A 16,466-nucleotide genomic window follows, 5' to 3' on the forward strand; every position below is an offset into this window, starting at 1 on the left:
ACCTCCAGCCCTCCGCTACCCGCGCAGATCACCTCTCGCCTGGCACGGGCCCGCGCCGGCTTCGACACCGGCGATCTGGCCCGGCTTGTCGCCGAGCTGCCCGACATCCTCGCCCTGGCCCACGAAGCGGCGGAAGCACCAGAGGCGACGGCCGAGCGCGACCGCCCCGAGCACGCAGCAGGAGAGGCAGAAGAGCGCCAGCAGCGGCAGCAGCCAGGCGGTGACGATCCAGTACTGGAAGCTGAACGCCCCCCAGATCAGCGTCGGCAGCACCGCGCCCAGCACCGTCACCAGGGCAAGGGGCACGAGCCGCAGAACCAGCCTCGGCCGGCGCGCCGCGCGGCGTCGCGAGGCCCAGCGGCGCGCTCGGACAACCGCGGTGACCAGCAGTGCGACCATCCCCACCGTGAGCCCGAGCAGGACCGCGTTCACGACGGTGAGCGGGTTGCTCATCGGCGTTGCCGGTGCCCCGATCCGTTCGGCGAGAAGGTTGGTCGAGAGCAGGCTGGGGTCGCCGCCGCTGTTGGTGAGGACGAGGGCGGCCACACCGGTCTTGGGCGAGAAGACCATGTCCCCGGTCCACGTCGCCAGTGTTCCGCCGTGGCCGATCACCGACGGCGGGGCGTCTGCTGCGACGGGGCGGGACTGCCAGCCGAGGGCGTAGTCGCCGGCCTTCGGCTGGACGGTGTGCGACTCGGCCAGGGAGCCGGCACTCAGCAGGTCCGCACCGAGGCTTCCCTGGTTGAACCTCAGCCACCGCACCATGTCGTCCAGAGTCGAGATCACCCCGCCGTTGCCGACGCAGAACCCCGGCATCTCCGGTGCCGCGACGGCGACCCCGAGAACGACCTCGTACCCGGACGGCAGGCCCTCGGCACGATCGGAACACCCCAGCGTCGAGCCGGTGCCGGTCATGCCCAGCGGCGTGAACAGCTCGGTGTGGAGGAAGGCGTCGAAGGACTTCCCCGACACCACCTCGACGATCCTCGCCGCGATCGAGTAGTTGGTGTTGTGGTACTCCGAGCGGGTGCCCGGATCGGCGGCCAGGGTCTTGTCGGCCAGCCCGGCCACGATTTCCTGCGCGCTGCGCGAAGGCGGGAACACGTACTCGTTGTTCGTGCTGTTCGACAGCCCCGAGGTGTGGCTGAGGATCTGGCGCACGGTGATCCCGGTGAAGCGCGGATCGGCCATCCTGAAGTCGGGCAGGATCTTGACGACCGGGTCGTCCAGGGAGACGCGGTCACGATCGACCAGCAGCATGATCGCCGCCGCCGTCATCGACTTGCTCATCGACGCGATCCGGAACCGTGTCCGAGCCGTCACCGCGTTGCCGTCCCCGTCCCGGCCGCGGACGATCGTCTCGACCGACGACCCGTCGATCACGGCCGCCGCGACACCCGGCGTGCCGTAGACGGAGCGGTAGTCGTCGACCAGCCGTTCGCCGGTGGCATGGGCCGGTGCCGTCCAGCCGAGCAGCACGGCGACGAGCACACCGCCGAGGACGAGGAGGGAGGTCACCCGAGGAAAGCGCAGACGTAGGAAATGCACGACGTCGAACCTAGGCCGGGCGTCACCGGCCGACATCACCCCAAGGGGTGAGACGGCACCACCCGGCAGGATGGAATCTCAGTCAGGCAGATCGTTGCGACCCACAAGCCCGTTCTCGTACGCGTGGATCACCGCGTGCACGCGGTCGCGCAGGTTCAGTTTCTGCAGGACGGCCCGGACGTGCGACTTCACCGTGTTCTCGCTCAGCACCAGTTCCGCGCAGATCTCGCTGTTGGACCTGCCGCGGGCGAGCAGGCCGAAGATCTCGACCTCGCGTGGGGTGAGGCCGTCCAGGGCTGCCGTCCTCCGCATCGGCACCTGCCGTACGAGATCGAGGATCGTCGCGGCCACCCCCGGGGCCAGCGCCGACGTCCCGGAGGCGACGTCACACACGGCCTGGGCCAGGGCGGCGGGCCGGACGTCCTTGGTCAGGTAGCCGCTCGCGCCGGCCCGGATGGCGGCCACGACCAGTTCGTCATCATCGAAGGTCGTCAGCATGAGCACCCGGGCCGCCGGTGCGATCCTGACGATCTCCGCCGTGGCGGCGACCCCGTCCATGCGCGGCATGCGGATGTCCATCAGTACCACGTCCAGGCGGTGCCGCCGGACGACCTCGATCGCGTCGCTGCCGTTCGCGACGTCGTGGGTGACCTCGATGCGCTCGTCGGCCGACAGCACCGTACGGAGCGAGGCCCGCAACAGCTCCTGATCGTCGACGAGCATGACACGGATCCCGGTCACGAGACCTCCTTCGTCGGCCTCATGACCAAGGTGCTGTGCTTGCTGATTCCCTCACTTCGTTCGGTCATTCCCCTCCTTCGTGGGGAGCCGCGTCTGCAGCACCCACCCGTCGTCCCCGTCGTCGATCGACAGGGTGCCGCCGGCGGTACGCACACGTTCCTCGATCCCCATCAAGCCGGTCCCCGGGCTGCCGACGTCGCGAAGCGCCTTGCCGCCGTCGTCGCGCACCTCCACCACCACCTCGGCCGGGGTCCAGCGCAGGCGAACGGTCACCTCGACCGGTGGTTCGAGGTGGCGCAGCGCGTTGGTGATGCCCTCCTGCACGGTACGAACCGCCGCGACCTCGGCACTCAGGCTCAGTGGCCGTCGCTCACCCACCTCCGCGAACGTCACCGCATGGAGCGGGCTCGCCGCCGAGGCCACGAGGTCAGGGAGGGCATCGAGCGAGATCGGGACCTGTCTGGGCCGGGAATCGGCGCGCGGCGCCACGGTGGCCGGGCCCAAGGTGGCCAGCATCGCTCGCAGACCTTGGTGGGCGTCCCGGCCGGCCTCGGCGATGTCGCCGAGTTCGCGGCGGGTCGCCGGATCCGCCGTCGTCACCGCCGTGGCATCGATCCGCGCGACCATGACGGTGACCGTGTGGGCGATCACGTCGTGCAGGTCGCGGCGGATGCCGGCCCGTGCGTCCGCGACCGCCGCGGCCAGTCGTTCGCTCTCGGCTCGTCGGCCGGCCTCGTGCCTGCGGCGTACCAGCAGGGCCGCAAGCCACACACCGCCGACCACGAGCATCAGCAGCCCGCCCTCGACCAGGCGGGTCCACCCAGGGATGTCAGGGAGCAGCCGGGCCCACGCCACCAGCTCGGTGAGGACGATCCCGAGTGCGGCGACGGCCAACGCAACCACCGAGGACCTGACCGAGACCCGGCTGGTCAGCCGCCACAACGTCAGGGGGAAGCACGCAGCCGAGGGCAGCATGGTCGGTGACCAACCCAGGGAGGGCGTCGTCACCAGGACGAGCATTGCCAGCGCGCCGATCGCGTACCCCACCCACGGCCGTCGATGGGCCACCACCGCTCCCACATGGAGCAGGACGGCAGCACCCGCCGCGGCGAAGATCTGCCACAGGTCCGCGCCGAGGTGCCGGACGCCCACCAGGATGATCGCCGTCAGGAGAGCCAGGACCACGTGCGCCACCACCGTCGTCGCCGGCCATGTGCTCCGGCGCTGGGAGGCTGTCACGGTCGTCGCCTTCCGGTGGGCTCGTGGTGGGGAGCCGTGCCTGGCTCGACGTGCCACAGGATAGCCAGCAGCGGTGCCAGGCGGTACGCGCGGCGGCGAGAATGCGACCGTACGTGGCGAAACAGATGACCGGATCGGTCAGGAATCGATCAGGAATCGAGAAGCGCAGGTCACGGAGCCGCACCTAGCCTGGTCGTCATGGACATCACCATTCACACGAGCTTCCTCCCGCATGACGACCCGGACGCGTCCCTTGCCTTCTACCGCGACGTCCTCGGCTTCGAGGTCCGCAACGATGTCGGACAGGGCAAGATGCGCTGGATCACGGTCGGCCCCGTCGGCCAGCCCAGCACGTCCATTCTCCTGGCGCCGCCGACCGCCGACCCCGGGCTCACCGAGGACGAGCGCCGCACCATCGCCGAGATGATGGCCAAGGGCACCTACGGCTGGATCCTGCTGGCCACCCGGGACCTCGACGGCACTTTCGGGAAGGTGCAGACCGGCGGCGCCGAGGTCGTCCAGGAGCCGACCGAGCAGCCGTACGGCATCCGCGACTGCGCCTTCCGCGATCCCGCGGGCAACATGGTCCGCATCCAGGAGCTTCGCTGAGCCGTCCGGTCATCGGACACCTCGCCGCCTACCTCGGCATGCGACCTGGGTGCTCGCGGACATCGACGAAAAGGAGTTCTCTCATGTGTCACCCCTCGTGGGGGCGCGCACGCGCCGAGGCGCAGCGCCTGGGCGACCTCGCGCGACTGCGCCGTGTCCGCGACCGGATCGACCGGGAGTACGCGCAGCCGCTGAACGTCGAGGCGCTCGCCCGCGGCGTGAACATGTCCGCCGGGCACCTCAGCCGCCAGTTCCGGCTGGCCTACGGCGAGTCGCCGTACGCGTACCTGATGACGCGTCGCATCGAGCGCGCGGCGGCGCTGCTGCGTCATGGCGACCTCAGCGTCACCGAGGTCTGCTTCGCGGTCGGCTGCTCATCGCTGGGCACCTTCAGCACCCGCTTCACCGAGCTGGTCGGCATGCCGCCCAGCGTCTACCGGCGCCGCGCGGCGGGCGTTGCGGCGGGGATGCCGCCGTGTGTGGCGAAACAGGTGACAAGACCGGTCAGGAATCAGGAAGCGCCGGTCATCGAGCCGCAACCAGCGTGACGGCCATGGCATCCATCGAATCCGTCACCCTCGACGTGGCCGACCCCGTGCAGGCGCCGTGCCCTTGCCAAGGACGTCGGCGTCTCTCCCGACGGCACCGGATCGCACCGGCTCATGATCGGTGGCGATGCCGGGCCTTTCACCGACCCGGACGGGTTCGCCGTCCACCACGGTGAGCATCGGCTTGCCGGGTTCGCACGGCACCGTGACGGTGAGCATCGGCTTGCCAGGTTCGCACGGCACCGTGACGGTGAGCATCGGCTTGCCGGGTTCGCACGGCACCGTGACGGTGAGACGGAGCGGGACCTCCCGGACGCGATCCGGCACAGAGGGACGCGCTACCTCCCGGTCGCGATCCGGCACAGAGGGACGCGCTACCTCCCGGTCGTGGTCCGGCACAGAGGGACGCGCTACCTCCCGGTCGTGGTCCGGCCCGGCCAGTCACCGTACCGGGTCCCGCCGAGAATCGCGTCGCCGTCCGGCACCAGGGTCCCCTCGCCCAGCTCGGCTCCGAAGTAGCGCGCGTGCGGGTCGGTGACCACCTCACGCGGATCCTCCCAGGCGGCCAGGGCCTCGGTGAAGAACTCGTCCATCCGGAACCGCTCGGGCCCGGCGACCTCGACCCTCCCGTTCAACGGCGACCCCACCGAGACCCTGCCGACCACCTGGGCGACCTCGTCACCCGCGATGGGCTGGAAGAGCACGGGTGCCATCCGAACCGTGCCGCCGTCGGTGGCCGCGTCGGCGATGCTCCGGGCGAACTCGAAGAACTGCGTCGCGTGCACGATCGAGTACGGGATCGAGGAGTCCTCGATCAGCTTCTCCTGCGCGATCTTCGCCCGGAAGTAGCCGCTCTCGGGCAGCCGCTCAGTCCCCACCACCGACAGCGCGACGTGGTGGCCGACGCCTGCCGACGCCTCCGCGGCGAGCAGGTTGCGGGTGGAGGTCTCGAAGAACTCCAGTACCGCGGCGTCCTCGAAGGACGGGGAGTTCGACACGTCGATCACCACCTGCGCCCCGGCCAGCGCCTCGGCGAGTCCTTCGCCGGTGAGGGTGTTGACGCCGGTGCGCGGTGATGCCGCCACCGCCTCGTGGCCGTGCTCGCCGAGTTTCGTCACGAGCTTCGACCCGATCAGGCCGGTGCCGCCGATTACCACGATCTTCATGACAAGCCTTCCTGTCCTCTGGGGCATCCGTTGCCACCCGGTCGCCGGCTGGGACGGGGCGGCCCTCTGGCCTGTGACAGCTCCGGCGAGATTCCTCGGATTGCGGATCCCCGGCGCCGAGGTGTCACAAACCGCGACGCTGTCCCGCCTTTCGGTAAGGCGGATCCATGACGCGAGCCGGGAGGGGCAGCACCACCACCCCCTCAACCGGGCGAAACCGCCGTACCCCTGTGAAGCGCTCCGGCGTGGAAAACCCGCGGCACCCATGGATTCCTCGGGCGCGGGCACGATCCGGGGCATGGAAGTCCTCAGCAGCCGGATTCTCCTCCGCCCCGCCGACCCCGACCGCAGCCGCCGGTTCTACCGCGACGTGCTGGGCCTCGCGGTCTACCGCGAGTTCGGGCCGCCCGACGATCCGGGGGTGGTGTTCTTCCTCGGCCAGGGATTCCTGGAGGTCTCCGGGCGCTCCGAGGGCGCGTCCGGCCAGGCGGTCGGAATATGGCTCCAGGTCCGCGATGTCCGGGCCGAGCACGAACGGCTGGCCGCCCTGGGAGTCCAGGTGACCCGGGAGCCGCGGCAGGAGCCGTGGGGGCTCGTCGAGATGTGGGTCGAGGACCCCGACGGGACATCCGTCGTCCTCGTCGAGGTCCCCGATGACCACCCGCTCAGGCGCGACCAGCGGCCGTCCTGAGCACGACCGCCCCGGCCCCGGTGGCGACCGTCCTCTCCCCTGTTGCCACATAGTAGGTGTGGAAGTCGCTGACCGTAAGATTGTGGACACGCTGGTGGCCAGTGGTCCACTTCGCGACCTCCACGGCCTGGAGTTGGGTTCCAGCACTGGTCCGAACCCAGGCCTCAGGCTTGAGCTGAGTAGCCTGTACCCAGTCTCGTTGCTCGCTGACCCAGAAGGGGTGCTGGTCGGTCGTGATGACCATGCCGGTGGCGGTGCCCTTGTCGCCGTCGGTGTCGACGGTGATCTGCACGAGGTTCTTGGCGCCCTGGCTGGTGATGAGTGCGATGACGGGTTTCGCCGTTGTGGCGCCGGTCTCGGGGTCGGTGGCGATGACCTTGTCGCCGACCTTGATCTGTTCGATGGGTTTTTCGGTGGGCGCAGCCCGTGGGATCGGCGAGGGTGGCGTAGTCGCCCTGGGCCGCCCGGTCGAGGATGTGCGCGGCGGCCGAAAGCTGGGCCAGCCGGCCGGCGGGGCTCTCGTCGCGGCCTCGGTGCTGGATACACCGAGGCCGAAGGAGGGCGGACACCTCGCGTCGACTTCGTACGGCGGCCGGCTCGACGAGCACGCGATGCCTCCGCGCTGACCTCGGCGTGATCGACACGTGTTCGCGTGCAGTACGCGCAAGGCCACACCGTTGAGGTCCGGCGGGACTCAACGGTGTGGCCTTGTGTGCAGGGTCACGGTCTGTGTGTGGGGAGGGCGGCGGGTCACTACGCCGCGCTGTCGTTGCCGAGGACGCTTGCGGTGCCCGGGGGGCCGGTCGATGCCGGTCGATGCCGGCCGGTTGTGGGCACCGCTCCAGCGGGGCAAGATCATCGTTGATGATGCCCGTTGTCGGTCACCACTGGGCTTGCGGGCTCTAGAGGGCCAGGCGACGGCGTTCCAGGACCGCGGCCACGGCGTAGCCGCCGCCGCCCGCGATGGCCAGCACCGCATAAAGGCCGGGCGCGTCGAGGAAGAGGGAGGCGGCCGCGATCAGGGCGAGCCAGGTGCCCAGGCCGTAGTGCAGCATGTTGCGGTGCACGGCGCCCTCGGCGAGGTAGATCAGGCCGACCACGAGGACGGAGCCGGCGGCCCAGAGCACGCTTTGCAGTTCGGGTGTGTCGTAGGCGGTGGTCAGGCCGGTGATGGCCAGGAACAGGGCGACGAAGCCGGTGACCCAGGAGAAGCCGGCCAGCTGGCCGGCGAGCGCTTCGGACTTGCCGGCGCCGCGCTGGGCGCGGATGCTCGCGCTCATGCTCTGGATCACGCCGGTCACGATGCCGGCGCCGAGCAGTGTGATGGGCAGCCAGCCGGGCAGGGAGAGCAGCGGGTCGGCGCCCTTGGAGAGCGCGGCCCCACCGTGTCCGAGCAGGTAGGCCAGCGTGAAGCTGAGGTAGGCGGAGCGGTTGTCGACCTCGCCCGTGGTGGGGGTCGCGGTGGCGGGGGTCGTGGTGGCGGGAGCCGGCGTGATGCGGGTGGTGGCGTTCATGGTGGAGACCTCCGAGGGATCTAGGATCTACTGGGGTGGGCGGTTCGGGGTGAGGTGTGCCAGCGAGGCCACGACATGCGGCACGAGCTGGGCTGTCCAGGAGAAGGTGCGGGTCACGGTGTGCTGGTGGGCCAGGCCGTGCAGGCCCAGCCACAGCGCGATCGTGTCGGCACCGGGGTCGGTGCTGGTCGAGTGCCCGGCGGCGGCGCAGTCGGTGAGGAGGTCGGCCAAAAGCCGCAGGATGAGCGCGTCGAGGTCGATCGGAGGGCGGGTCGAGCCGAACATGGCGCGGTAGCGGCGGGGGTGGGCGGCGGCGAAGTCGAGGTAGGCGTGGCCGGCGGCGTACAGGCGCTGTGGGGCGTCATCGTCTGTGATGGCCGCCTCAAGGCGGCGGGCCAGGTCAGCGAAGGCCGCAGCGACCACGGCGAGCAGGAGGGCCGGCTGGTCGGGGAAGTGCGGGTAGATCGAGGAGGTGGCGATCCCGGCCTCGCGGGCCACGGCCCGCAGGGTCACGGCGCGCTCGCCACCCCGGTCGAGCAGGCCGGTGGCCGCGGTCAGGATGTCGGCCCGCAGGCGGGCGCCTTGGCCCCGGCGGTTGCGTGCGCGCTCTGCCCTGCGGGCCGGTGGGGCGGCGACGGCGCGGCGCGCGGTCTCACGGTCCGGGGACGATGACGACCTTGCCCAGGACGGTCCGGGACTCGGCGAGCGCCAGGGCGGCGGCTGCGTCGGCGAGCGGGAGGCGTGCGGCGATCTGCGGGGTCACGGCGCCGGTGGCCACCAGGTGCAGTACCTGGGTGAGGTCGCTGCTCAGCCGGCGGCGGAAGGCGGCCAGGCGGCGCCGGCCGGCCCAGAAGTTGTAGAAGTGTGCGCTTTTGCCGTTGGGCAGGTAGTTCCATACCAGCAGTCGTGCGAACAGTTTGAGTACCGGCAGGGCGGCGTTGCCCTTGTCGTTCTTGCTGGAGGCCGTGCCGTAGTTGACCAGTGTGCCGCCTTTGCACAGCAGCTGCCATGACTGCACCAGCCCGGGTCCGCCGACGTGGTCGAAGACCGCGTCCACGCCTTCGGGGGCGAGGTTGCGGATCTGTTCGTACATGTTCGGGTGGCGGTAGTCGACGGGGGTGGCGCCCAGTTCGCGCACGCTCTGGTGGTGGCGTGCCGCGGCCGTGCCGATCACCGTGATCCCGGCGTGGCGGGCCAGTTGGACGAGGATGGAGCCGACACCGCCGTTGGCCCCCAGTACCACGATGGTCCCGCCGGAGCGGACCTTGGCCGTGCGGTGCAGCATCTGCCAGGCGGTGACGCCGTTGACGGCCACGGTCTCCGCGGCTGCCGCGTCCACCTCGTCTGGTACCGGTACCAGGTCTGCGGCTTCGACGAGCAGGTGGCTGGCCCATCCGCCGGTCTTGATGACGGCGGCGAAGCGGTGGCCTGTCAGCGTGGGGTCCACGCCGGGGCCGGTGGCGGTGACCGTGCCCACCACGTCGTAGCCCGGTACGAACGGGAAGGGCGGCTGGTCGTAGTACTTGCCCAGGCGCATCTGCTGCTCGGCGAAGGAGACGCCGGTGGCGTCCATGCGCAGGAGGACCTGTCCTTTGGTGGGGGGCGGAAGGTCGCGGGTCCGGGTTTGCAGGCCGTCTGGGTCGACTATGCCGGGCAGGACGATTTCCGTGGTGTGGGTGGCGACGGTGCTGTTCATGGCGTTTCCCTTTGAGGCTTCGCTTGTTTGCTTACGGTCGTAACGTAACAGCCGTAAGTCTAGCGGTGCAAGAGACGCCACCCATAAACTTCGCGATGTATGGTTACAGGGTGAAGAACATCGAACCGGCGCAGTCGGCCACCCCGGGACCCACCCGAAGGCGCAACCGCCGCGGCGAGGGGAGCAAGCTCCGCGACGAGATCATCGCCGCCACGGTGGAACTGCTCGACGAGGAAGGCGACGAACGCGCCATCACACTGCGCTCGGTCGCCCGCCGGATCGGGATCGCCGCCCCCTCGATCTACCCGCACTTCCCCGACCAGCCGGCCATCATGCTGGCCGTCGTGCGCCAGGAGTACGACCAGCTCGCCACAGCCCTGCGCGCGGCCGCGACGGGCGGTGGCCCAGACCCCCGGCAACGGCTGCTCGCCGCCTGCCGCGCCTACCTCGACCTGGCCCAGACCCATCCCGGGCGCTACCGCATCATGTTCGGCGGCCTGTGGTTGCCGAACCTGAGCGAAGGCTCGGTCACCGAAGAGGACATGATCGGGCTGGGTATGGAGGCCCTGCAGGTCTTCATCGACGCCCTCGACGACTGCGTCAGCGCGGGTCAGGCCACCAGCACCGATCTCTTCAGCGACGCGGTCGCGCTGTGGCTGGGCCTGCACGGCCTGGCCCACCAACGCGCCGTGCTGCGCTCCTTCCCATGGCCGGAGAACATCGCCGAACGCATCATCGGCGCGCTGGCACACCTCAAGGACACCTGAACCACCTCGCGGCGTGCAGGCGCAGGGACAGCACCCCGGCGGCGACCCGGGCCGCCGACCGGGTGCTCGCCGCCGTCGGCGTCACGGCCGTGCTGCCCACCGTGCTGCCGGCCGCGATGAACACCGCCGACCGCGACCGAACAGCCGGATGCTCTCGCCTCCGTGGCCGATGCCGATGCCGATGCCGATGCCGCCATTCGACGGTGGTCTCACCGTCGATCGGCAGGTGCACGTCCACGATCCGCACAATCGCAAGATCTTCGTCTCGGACATCGTGACCGTGCTCCGTACGGTGCTGCTGCGAGTACGCGCCGCGCTGGGGCGCCTGGAGGGAAGGTGTGTGATCAGCGTTGGTGTCGCGGAGGCCATAAGCCGCCGGTCGCGCTCGCCGGCGGAGCAAGGGCAGCGGCTCCGTTCAGCCAGGCGGCGAGTTGCTCTCGGTCGATCAGCAGCAGGTCCGTTCCCACCGCACACTGTTTGGCCGGAGCGGTGAAGCGCGTCGTGGCGACGAGAACACCTCGGTGCCCGGGATAGGCATGGAGGGCACCGAGGAGGTTTCGGACCTCGGGCGAGCCGACGGATTTGGCCCAGCGCTTGCACTGAACGACGAAGAGGTCGCCGGTGGGAGCGGTCCCGATGACGTCGACACCGCCGTCACCGCTGCCGCCGACCCTGCGGACCTTGTGGAACCCGTCCCGCCGAAGCAGTGCCTCGACGAGTGACTCGAACTGAACGCCGGTCATCTGGTCGACGCGTTCGAGGTGGGCGTTGTCTCTCAGCCATTCCCGCTGCCGGGCGTCGATCGTTCGCTGCCGGAGCACGAGCAGGCCGACCAGCCCCGCCACCAGCACGACCGTAAGGCCGATGATCAGTGGCCAGTTGGCGACGACCAGGTCGATGAGCCAGCCTGCGACCGCCAGGAGGAAGACGACGGCGACCAGCCAGAGCAGCCAGTCCGCGTTGTCCTTGCGGCGGCGGGGTCTTCGTCTGGCCGGTGTACGTCGTCGGGTCATCGGCGGCCTCCGGGGGTGAGGTTGGGAGTATCCGTCGATGGTGACGACCAGGACCGACAGTTTTCGAGAACACCCCGAGGTTCGGCCCTTTTGGCGGAAGCGGCGAAAGCCGGTGGAAGCGACCACGGGCCCGGATAGCGGCCCATCCGGTCGGGGTCGGCGAACACCCGTCCGTCCCGGTTGGCGGCGCTCTGGTTGGCGATGAGCGTCGTGCCCGCCGGCAACCGTGCGTGCCGCCTTCCGTGCGGGAGCGAGGCCGCTCTACGGACGCTGAGGCCGGCTGCCGAGCTGCCAGACCTCCCATCCGGCGGCGAGCCACGGACCCGACTCGACGGCGTTGCGCACGTCCACCAGCACCCGGCGGCGTACCAGGTCGGCGGTGTCCGCGGGGAGCTTGGGGTCGGCGGTGAACTCCGGCCACTCGGTGGCGAGCACGACGAGATCGGCGTCCGCGATGGCCTGCTCGGCGGTGTCGGCGTAGCCGAGTTCGGGGTGCAGCTCGCGGGCGGCGGCGATGGCCTCGGGGTCGTAGACGACCGGTGTCGCGCCGCGTTCGGCCAGTTTCCCGGCCAGGCGCAGGGCGGGCGAGTCGCGTACGTCGCTGGTGCCGGCTTTGAACGCCGCTCCGAGGAACGCGATGGTACAGCCGTCGATCGGGCCGCCGTGCGCCTTCTCGATCAGCCTGATCGCCGCCGGGATCCGGTCGGCGTTGATCGATTCGACGGCCATCAGGAGCCCGTACGCGTTCCGCGCGCCCAGCTCGCCGACCCGGTGCGTGAAGGCCGCCACGTCCTTGGGCAGGCAACCGCCGCCGTAACCGATGCCCGGCCGCATCCCTTCGTGCCCGATCCGCCTGTCGGCGCCGATCGCATGGGCGACCGTGTTCACATCCGCCCCGACGAACTCGCACACCTCGGCTATCGCGTTGATGAACGAGATCTTGGTGGTCAGGAACGCGTTCGCGGCCGACTTGATCACCTCTGCCGTGGGCGGGTCCGTGAGGATCACCGCCACTCCATGGTCGAGGATCGGCGCGTACACCTCCTCGACCGCCTTGCGGGCCTGCGGGGAGGTCAGGCCGACCACGATCCGGTCGGGGAACAGTGAGTCCTGCACGGCATGGCCCTCGCGCAGGAACTCCGGGTTCCAGACCAACTCCACGCTCGAGATCCGCGCATCAGTGTCGATGATCTTCTGGAGCCGTTCGACGGTGCCGACCGTCACCGTGCTCTTGCCGACGATCGTGGCCGGCCTGCTCAGCAGCGGGACCAGCGACCGCATCGCGTCGATCACCTGGGCCATGTCGTAGCCGTGGCCGTCTTCGCGCAGCGGGGTGCCGACCGTGATGAAGTGCAGGTCGGCGAAGTCCACGGCCTCCCGCAGGTCGGCGGTGAAGCGGAGTCGGCCGGAGGAGGTGTGCCGGATCAGAAGGTCCTCGAAGCCCTCCTCGAAAAAGGGGGCGATGCCGTTGCCCAGGGCCTCGCACTTGTCCGGGTCCAACTCGACACCGATCACCTCATGGCCGATCTCGGCCATCGCGGTGGCGTGTGGAGCGCCAAGATGGCCGCACCCGATCACGGAAACTCGCATCACGCTCCTGTTCGTTGGACTTCCCGGGGTGCGCATGGGGTGCGCCCCAAGAAGTTATCGCGTATCGGGGTGCTGATTCAGCAGGCTTGTGAGATCAAGTCATGTCTAAAGGTTCATACGACTCCCTCACCCAGTCACCCAGCGGGATCTGCGGACGCTCAGCGGCGTGCTGACCCGGGGCTGCGGCCACATGCGCGCCGCACCGCCACGCTCAGCGGCTCCGCGCACCCGCGGCAAGGGTGACTCCAGCCGGTAACGCCCGCCCACCTCGGCACGAAGACACTTTCACGCGACCAAGCAGGCATAACGCCATATATCTACCCATGCAGGGCGACGGCGACGTACCGCGAAACACGAACCGGTAACGACTCGTGCCCATGCGGTCACCGCCGCTTGACAGGAGGTCCCACTTGCCGTTTTATGCACTAAACCGACTTGTTAAGTAGGAATTAGGGAGTAATCAATGATGGTTCGCAGGCTCCGGGGGATGGCAGCGGCACTGGCCGCGGTCGCGGTGACAGCCCTCGCGGCGGCCTGCGGAGGAGGTGGGGGGTCCTCCGGCGGCGACACGGCGAAGACCGAGGTCCGCCTCGGTTTCTTCCCCAACATCACGCACTCCACGGCTCTGGTCGGGGTACAGAAGGGCTTCTTCGCCAAGGCGCTCGGCAGCGACGTGACGCTGAAGACCTCGACCTTCAACGCCGGACCGGCCGCGACCGAGGCGATCTTCTCCGACGCCATCGACGCGACCTACATCGGACCGAACCCGGCCATCAACGCCTGGTCGAAGTCCAAGGGCGAGGCCATCAAGATCGTCGCAGGCGCGGCGTCCGGTGGCGTGTTCCTCGTGGTCAAGCCCGGGATCAACGGCATCGAGGACCTCAAGGGCAAGAAGATCGCCACGCCTCAGCTCGGCAACACCCAGGACGTCGCGCTGCGCTACTGGCTCAAGGAGAAGGGGATCGAGACCGACACCAAGGGCGGCGGCGAGGTCTCGATCCTCCCCCAGGAGAACGCCCAGACCCTGCAGACCTTCGCCACCGGCGACATCGACGGCGCCTGGGTTCCCGAGCCCTTCGCGAGCCGCCTGGTCCAGGAGAGCAAGGGCAAGATCCTGCTCACCGAGGCCGACCTCTGGCCGAACAAGCAGTTCGTGATCACGCACCTGATCGTGCGGCAGCAGTTCCTCAAGGAGCACCCCGACCTGGTGAAGAAGCTGATCGAGGCGCACGTCGAGTCCAACGCCTACATCCAGTCGGACCCGGCGGGCGCCAAGGAGTCGGTCAACGCGGAGCTGAAGGAACTGAGCGGCAAACCGATCGCGCAGGCGGTCCTGGACAGCGCCTTCGGCAACATCACCTTCACCAACGACCCGATCGCGTCCTCCCTCGTCGGCAGCGCCGACCACGCCCAGAAGGTCGGCCTGCTCGACCCGGTGGACCTGAACGGCATCTACGACCTCACGATCCTCAACGAGGTCCTGGCGGCCAAGAGCCAGCCGGCGGTGAGCGACAAGTGATCGACCCCAGCGAGCCAAGGCGGCCCTCTCGGTCACGAGCCGGCGAGCCGCTGGTCAGGGAGGCGAAGTGACGGCTCCGATACAGGAGCTGCGCCCCGGCCGGACCGACGGGCACGAGCCCGCGGTCCGGCTGGGCGCGGTTTCCAAGGTGTACGGCAGGGAGCTCCTGGCCCTTGACCAGGTCACGCTTTCGGTGGACAGAGGCGAGTTCGTCTGCCTGCTGGGAGCGTCCGGCTGCGGCAAGAGCACGCTGCTCAACCTCGTCGCCGGCCTGGACCGCCCCACGGCCGGAGAGATCGACACCAGGGACGCCCGCATCGCGATGATGTTCCAGGAGCCCGCTCTGTTCCCCTGGCTCACGGTCTCGGGGAACATCGAGCTGGCGCTCCGGGTGACGAGCTCGGGCAGGAACACCACGAAGAAGGAGCGCCGCGCGCGGGCGGCGGAGCTCCTGGAGATCGTTCACCTCGCCGACTTCGGCGGCAAGCGCCCGCACGAGCTGTCCGGCGGCATGCGCCAACGGGTCGCGCTCGCCAGGGCCCTCGCCCAGGACGCCGACGTGCTCCTCATGGACGAGCCCTTCGGCGCCCTCGACGCGATGACCCGTGACCTGCTCCACGACGAGCTGGAGCGGATCTGGCGGGAGCGGGAGCTGTCCGTCCTGTTCGTCACCCACAATGTGCGCGAGGCCGTACGGCTCGGCGACCGGGTCGTCCTGCTGAGCAGCAGGCCCGGCAAGGTGATCGAGGACTTCCCGGTGACGCTGCCGCGGCCACGCCGTACCGACTCCGCCGAAGTGGCCGAACCGGCCTCCACCATCACCGACAGGCTGCGCCAGGAGGTGCTGCGCCACGCCAAGCCGGCGGCGCGGCCGCCCGTCGGCGCCGGGATCGAGAAGTAGCGGGTGCCCAATGACTGCTGATCTTTCCCAGCACATCGCCGGTCTGGACGCGCTGGAGCTGTCCAACCGGGAGCGGCAGAGTCTGGCTTCGAGGCTCTGGGCCAGGAGCTGGCCGATGATCTCGGCGATCGTCCTCGTCCTCGCCGTCTGGGAGCTGGTCGTGCTCAGCGGGTGGCGCCCGGAGTACGTCCTCCCCGGCCCGGTGACCGTCCTGGCGGATCTGTGGAACCGCCTCGGTGAGGCCGAGTTCTACCAGGCCCTGGGCGTGACGATGCGCCGCGCGATCACCGGGTTCGCGATCGCGGTGCTGGTCGGGCTCGTGGTCGGCGCGGCCGTGTCGCGGGTCCGGCCCCTGCGGGCGGCGCTCGGCTCCCTGATCACGGGCCTGCAGACCATGCCCTCCATCGCGTGGTTCCCGCTGGCGATCCTGTTCTTCAAACTCAGCGAGAGCGCGATCCTGTTCGTGGTCGTCCTGGGGGCCGCGCCGTCGATCGCCAACGGGCTGATCGCCGGCGTGGACTACACCCCTCCGCTCCTGCTCCGTGCCGGGCACATCCTCGGCCTGCGGCGCCTGGCGCTCTATCGGCACGTCATCCTGCCCGCGTCGCTGCCGTCGTTCCTGTCGGGGCTCAAGCAGGGCTGGGCGTTCGCGTGGCGGTCCCTGATGGCGGGCGAGCTCCTCGTGATCATCGCTCACCAGACGTCGATCGGCGAACAGCTCGACAACGCCCGGGAACTCTCCGACGCGCCCGGCCTCCTCGCGACGATGATCGTGATTTTGGTCATCGGCATCGTCGTGGACATGTGTTTCGGCGCGGCCGACAACGCCCTCCGGCGTCGCTGGGGGCTCGACCAGCGCGTCGGCTGATCCGAACCTGGAACGCGCCGCCGCGCCGCGGGCCCCGTGCCCCGTGCCCCGTGCCC

Annotated in this window: 20 protein-coding genes; 8 read left to right on the plus strand and 12 right to left on the minus strand. The window is 69.7% G+C overall.

Annotation, left to right across the window (positions count from 1 at the left end):
• Nucleotides 1-15: 15 nt before the first annotated feature.
• The 3 genes from OG884_RS12715 to OG884_RS12725 all read right to left on the minus strand — a co-directional run bounded on the left by OG884_RS12715 (nucleotide 16) and on the right by OG884_RS12725 (nucleotide 3,528).
• A complete protein-coding gene (locus tag OG884_RS12715; RefSeq protein ID WP_326645290.1) occupies nucleotides 16-1,548 on the minus strand; it encodes a serine hydrolase domain-containing protein in 1,533 nt (510 codons plus the stop codon).
• A 78-nt stretch (nucleotides 1,549-1,626) separates the two neighbouring features.
• Nucleotides 1,627-2,289, minus strand: a complete 663-nt coding sequence (locus tag OG884_RS12720; RefSeq protein WP_326645291.1) for a response regulator transcription factor — start codon at nucleotides 2,287-2,289, stop codon at nucleotides 1,627-1,629.
• 51 nt (nucleotides 2,290-2,340) lie between these two features.
• A complete protein-coding gene (locus OG884_RS12725) occupies nucleotides 2,341-3,528 on the minus strand; it encodes a sensor histidine kinase (protein ID WP_326645293.1) in 1,188 nt (395 codons plus the stop codon).
• Between the two features lie 198 nt (nucleotides 3,529-3,726).
• Here OG884_RS12725 and OG884_RS12730 point away from each other — a divergent pair, with 198 nt between their 5' ends.
• Nucleotides 3,727-4,137, plus strand: coding sequence for a VOC family protein (locus OG884_RS12730; protein WP_326645295.1), 411 nt, complete (start codon nucleotides 3,727-3,729; stop codon nucleotides 4,135-4,137).
• Nucleotides 4,138-4,220: 83 nt separating this feature from the next.
• Complete coding sequence (locus OG884_RS12735) at nucleotides 4,221-4,685, plus strand: helix-turn-helix transcriptional regulator (RefSeq protein ID WP_326645297.1); 465 nt, start codon at nucleotides 4,221-4,223, stop codon at nucleotides 4,683-4,685.
• Between the two features lie 24 nt (nucleotides 4,686-4,709).
• Here OG884_RS12735 and OG884_RS37490 read toward each other — a convergent pair whose 3' ends face one another.
• Both OG884_RS37490 and OG884_RS12745 read right to left on the minus strand, forming a co-directional pair.
• On the minus strand, nucleotides 4,710-5,012 hold the full coding sequence (locus OG884_RS37490) for a hypothetical protein (RefSeq protein WP_442811674.1): 303 nt from the start codon (nucleotides 5,010-5,012) through the stop codon (nucleotides 4,710-4,712).
• Between the two features lie 83 nt (nucleotides 5,013-5,095).
• Nucleotides 5,096-5,851, minus strand: a complete 756-nt coding sequence (locus tag OG884_RS12745; protein WP_326645299.1) for an SDR family oxidoreductase — start codon at nucleotides 5,849-5,851, stop codon at nucleotides 5,096-5,098.
• A 298-nt stretch (nucleotides 5,852-6,149) separates the two neighbouring features.
• Here OG884_RS12745 and OG884_RS12750 point away from each other — a divergent pair, with 298 nt between their 5' ends.
• Nucleotides 6,150-6,542: a VOC family protein gene (locus OG884_RS12750; RefSeq protein WP_326645300.1), complete on the plus strand. Its 393-nt coding sequence runs from the start codon at nucleotides 6,150-6,152 to the stop codon at nucleotides 6,540-6,542.
• Here the strand turns inward: OG884_RS12750 and OG884_RS12755 are convergent.
• Nucleotides 6,517-6,975 carry a polymorphic toxin-type HINT domain-containing protein gene (locus OG884_RS12755; protein WP_326646912.1) on the minus strand — a complete coding sequence of 153 codons (459 nt, stop codon included), beginning with the start codon at nucleotides 6,973-6,975 and terminating at the stop codon, nucleotides 6,517-6,519. The genes OG884_RS12750 and OG884_RS12755 overlap by 26 nt on opposite strands.
• On the opposite strand from OG884_RS12755, the gene OG884_RS12760 reads away from it, so the two are divergent.
• Nucleotides 6,869-7,168, plus strand: coding sequence for a hypothetical protein (locus OG884_RS12760; RefSeq protein WP_326647134.1), 300 nt, complete (start codon nucleotides 6,869-6,871; stop codon nucleotides 7,166-7,168). The two genes, OG884_RS12755 and OG884_RS12760, sit on opposite strands and share 107 nt — an antisense overlap.
• A 276-nt stretch (nucleotides 7,169-7,444) precedes the next feature.
• Here OG884_RS12760 and OG884_RS12765 read toward each other — a convergent pair whose 3' ends face one another.
• The 3 genes from OG884_RS12765 to OG884_RS12775 all read right to left on the minus strand — a co-directional run bounded on the left by OG884_RS12765 (nucleotide 7,445) and on the right by OG884_RS12775 (nucleotide 9,752).
• The gene (locus tag OG884_RS12765) at nucleotides 7,445-8,056 is read right to left on the minus strand and encodes an ABC transporter permease (RefSeq protein WP_326645302.1); all 612 of its coding nucleotides are present in this window, start codon (nucleotides 8,054-8,056) and stop codon (nucleotides 7,445-7,447) included.
• Between the two features lie 27 nt (nucleotides 8,057-8,083).
• A complete protein-coding gene (locus OG884_RS12770) occupies nucleotides 8,084-8,629 on the minus strand; it encodes a TetR/AcrR family transcriptional regulator (RefSeq protein WP_326646913.1) in 546 nt (181 codons plus the stop codon).
• A 79-nt stretch (nucleotides 8,630-8,708) separates the two neighbouring features.
• Nucleotides 8,709-9,752, minus strand: coding sequence for a medium chain dehydrogenase/reductase family protein (locus OG884_RS12775; protein WP_326645304.1), 1,044 nt, complete (start codon nucleotides 9,750-9,752; stop codon nucleotides 8,709-8,711).
• Between the two features lie 110 nt (nucleotides 9,753-9,862).
• Here OG884_RS12775 and OG884_RS12780 point away from each other — a divergent pair, with 110 nt between their 5' ends.
• A complete protein-coding gene (locus tag OG884_RS12780) occupies nucleotides 9,863-10,519 on the plus strand; it encodes a TetR/AcrR family transcriptional regulator (RefSeq protein ID WP_326645306.1) in 657 nt (218 codons plus the stop codon).
• Here OG884_RS12780 and OG884_RS12785 read toward each other — a convergent pair.
• The 3 genes from OG884_RS12785 to OG884_RS12795 form a co-directional block, all read right to left on the minus strand.
• On the minus strand, nucleotides 10,506-10,766 hold the full coding sequence (locus OG884_RS12785) for a hypothetical protein (protein ID WP_326645308.1): 261 nt from the start codon (nucleotides 10,764-10,766) through the stop codon (nucleotides 10,506-10,508). The two genes, OG884_RS12780 and OG884_RS12785, sit on opposite strands and share 14 nt — an antisense overlap.
• Before the next feature lie 97 nt (nucleotides 10,767-10,863).
• The gene (locus tag OG884_RS12790; protein WP_326645310.1) at nucleotides 10,864-11,532 is read right to left on the minus strand and encodes a restriction endonuclease; all 669 of its coding nucleotides are present in this window, start codon (nucleotides 11,530-11,532) and stop codon (nucleotides 10,864-10,866) included.
• Nucleotides 11,533-11,793: 261 nt separating this feature from the next.
• Nucleotides 11,794-13,122: a UDP-glucose dehydrogenase family protein gene (locus OG884_RS12795; protein WP_326645312.1), complete on the minus strand. Its 1,329-nt coding sequence runs from the start codon at nucleotides 13,120-13,122 to the stop codon at nucleotides 11,794-11,796.
• A 487-nt stretch (nucleotides 13,123-13,609) separates the two neighbouring features.
• Here OG884_RS12795 and OG884_RS12800 point away from each other — a divergent pair, with 487 nt between their 5' ends.
• The 3 genes from OG884_RS12800 to OG884_RS12810 all read left to right on the plus strand — a co-directional run bounded on the left by OG884_RS12800 (nucleotide 13,610) and on the right by OG884_RS12810 (nucleotide 16,410).
• On the plus strand, nucleotides 13,610-14,641 hold the full coding sequence (locus tag OG884_RS12800; RefSeq protein ID WP_326645313.1) for an ABC transporter substrate-binding protein: 1,032 nt from the start codon (nucleotides 13,610-13,612) through the stop codon (nucleotides 14,639-14,641).
• A 67-nt stretch (nucleotides 14,642-14,708) separates the two neighbouring features.
• Nucleotides 14,709-15,542 carry an ABC transporter ATP-binding protein gene (locus tag OG884_RS12805; RefSeq protein ID WP_326645314.1) on the plus strand — a complete coding sequence of 278 codons (834 nt, stop codon included), beginning with the start codon at nucleotides 14,709-14,711 and terminating at the stop codon, nucleotides 15,540-15,542.
• Between the two features lie 10 nt (nucleotides 15,543-15,552).
• Entirely contained in the window at nucleotides 15,553-16,410 is an 858-nt protein-coding gene (locus OG884_RS12810) for an ABC transporter permease (RefSeq protein WP_326645316.1), read from the plus strand.
• Nucleotides 16,411-16,466 lie beyond the last annotated feature (56 nt).

The sequence above is a fragment of the Streptosporangium sp. NBC_01755 genome, assembly GCF_035917995.1.
Taxonomy (GTDB): domain Bacteria; phylum Actinomycetota; class Actinomycetes; order Streptosporangiales; family Streptosporangiaceae; genus Streptosporangium.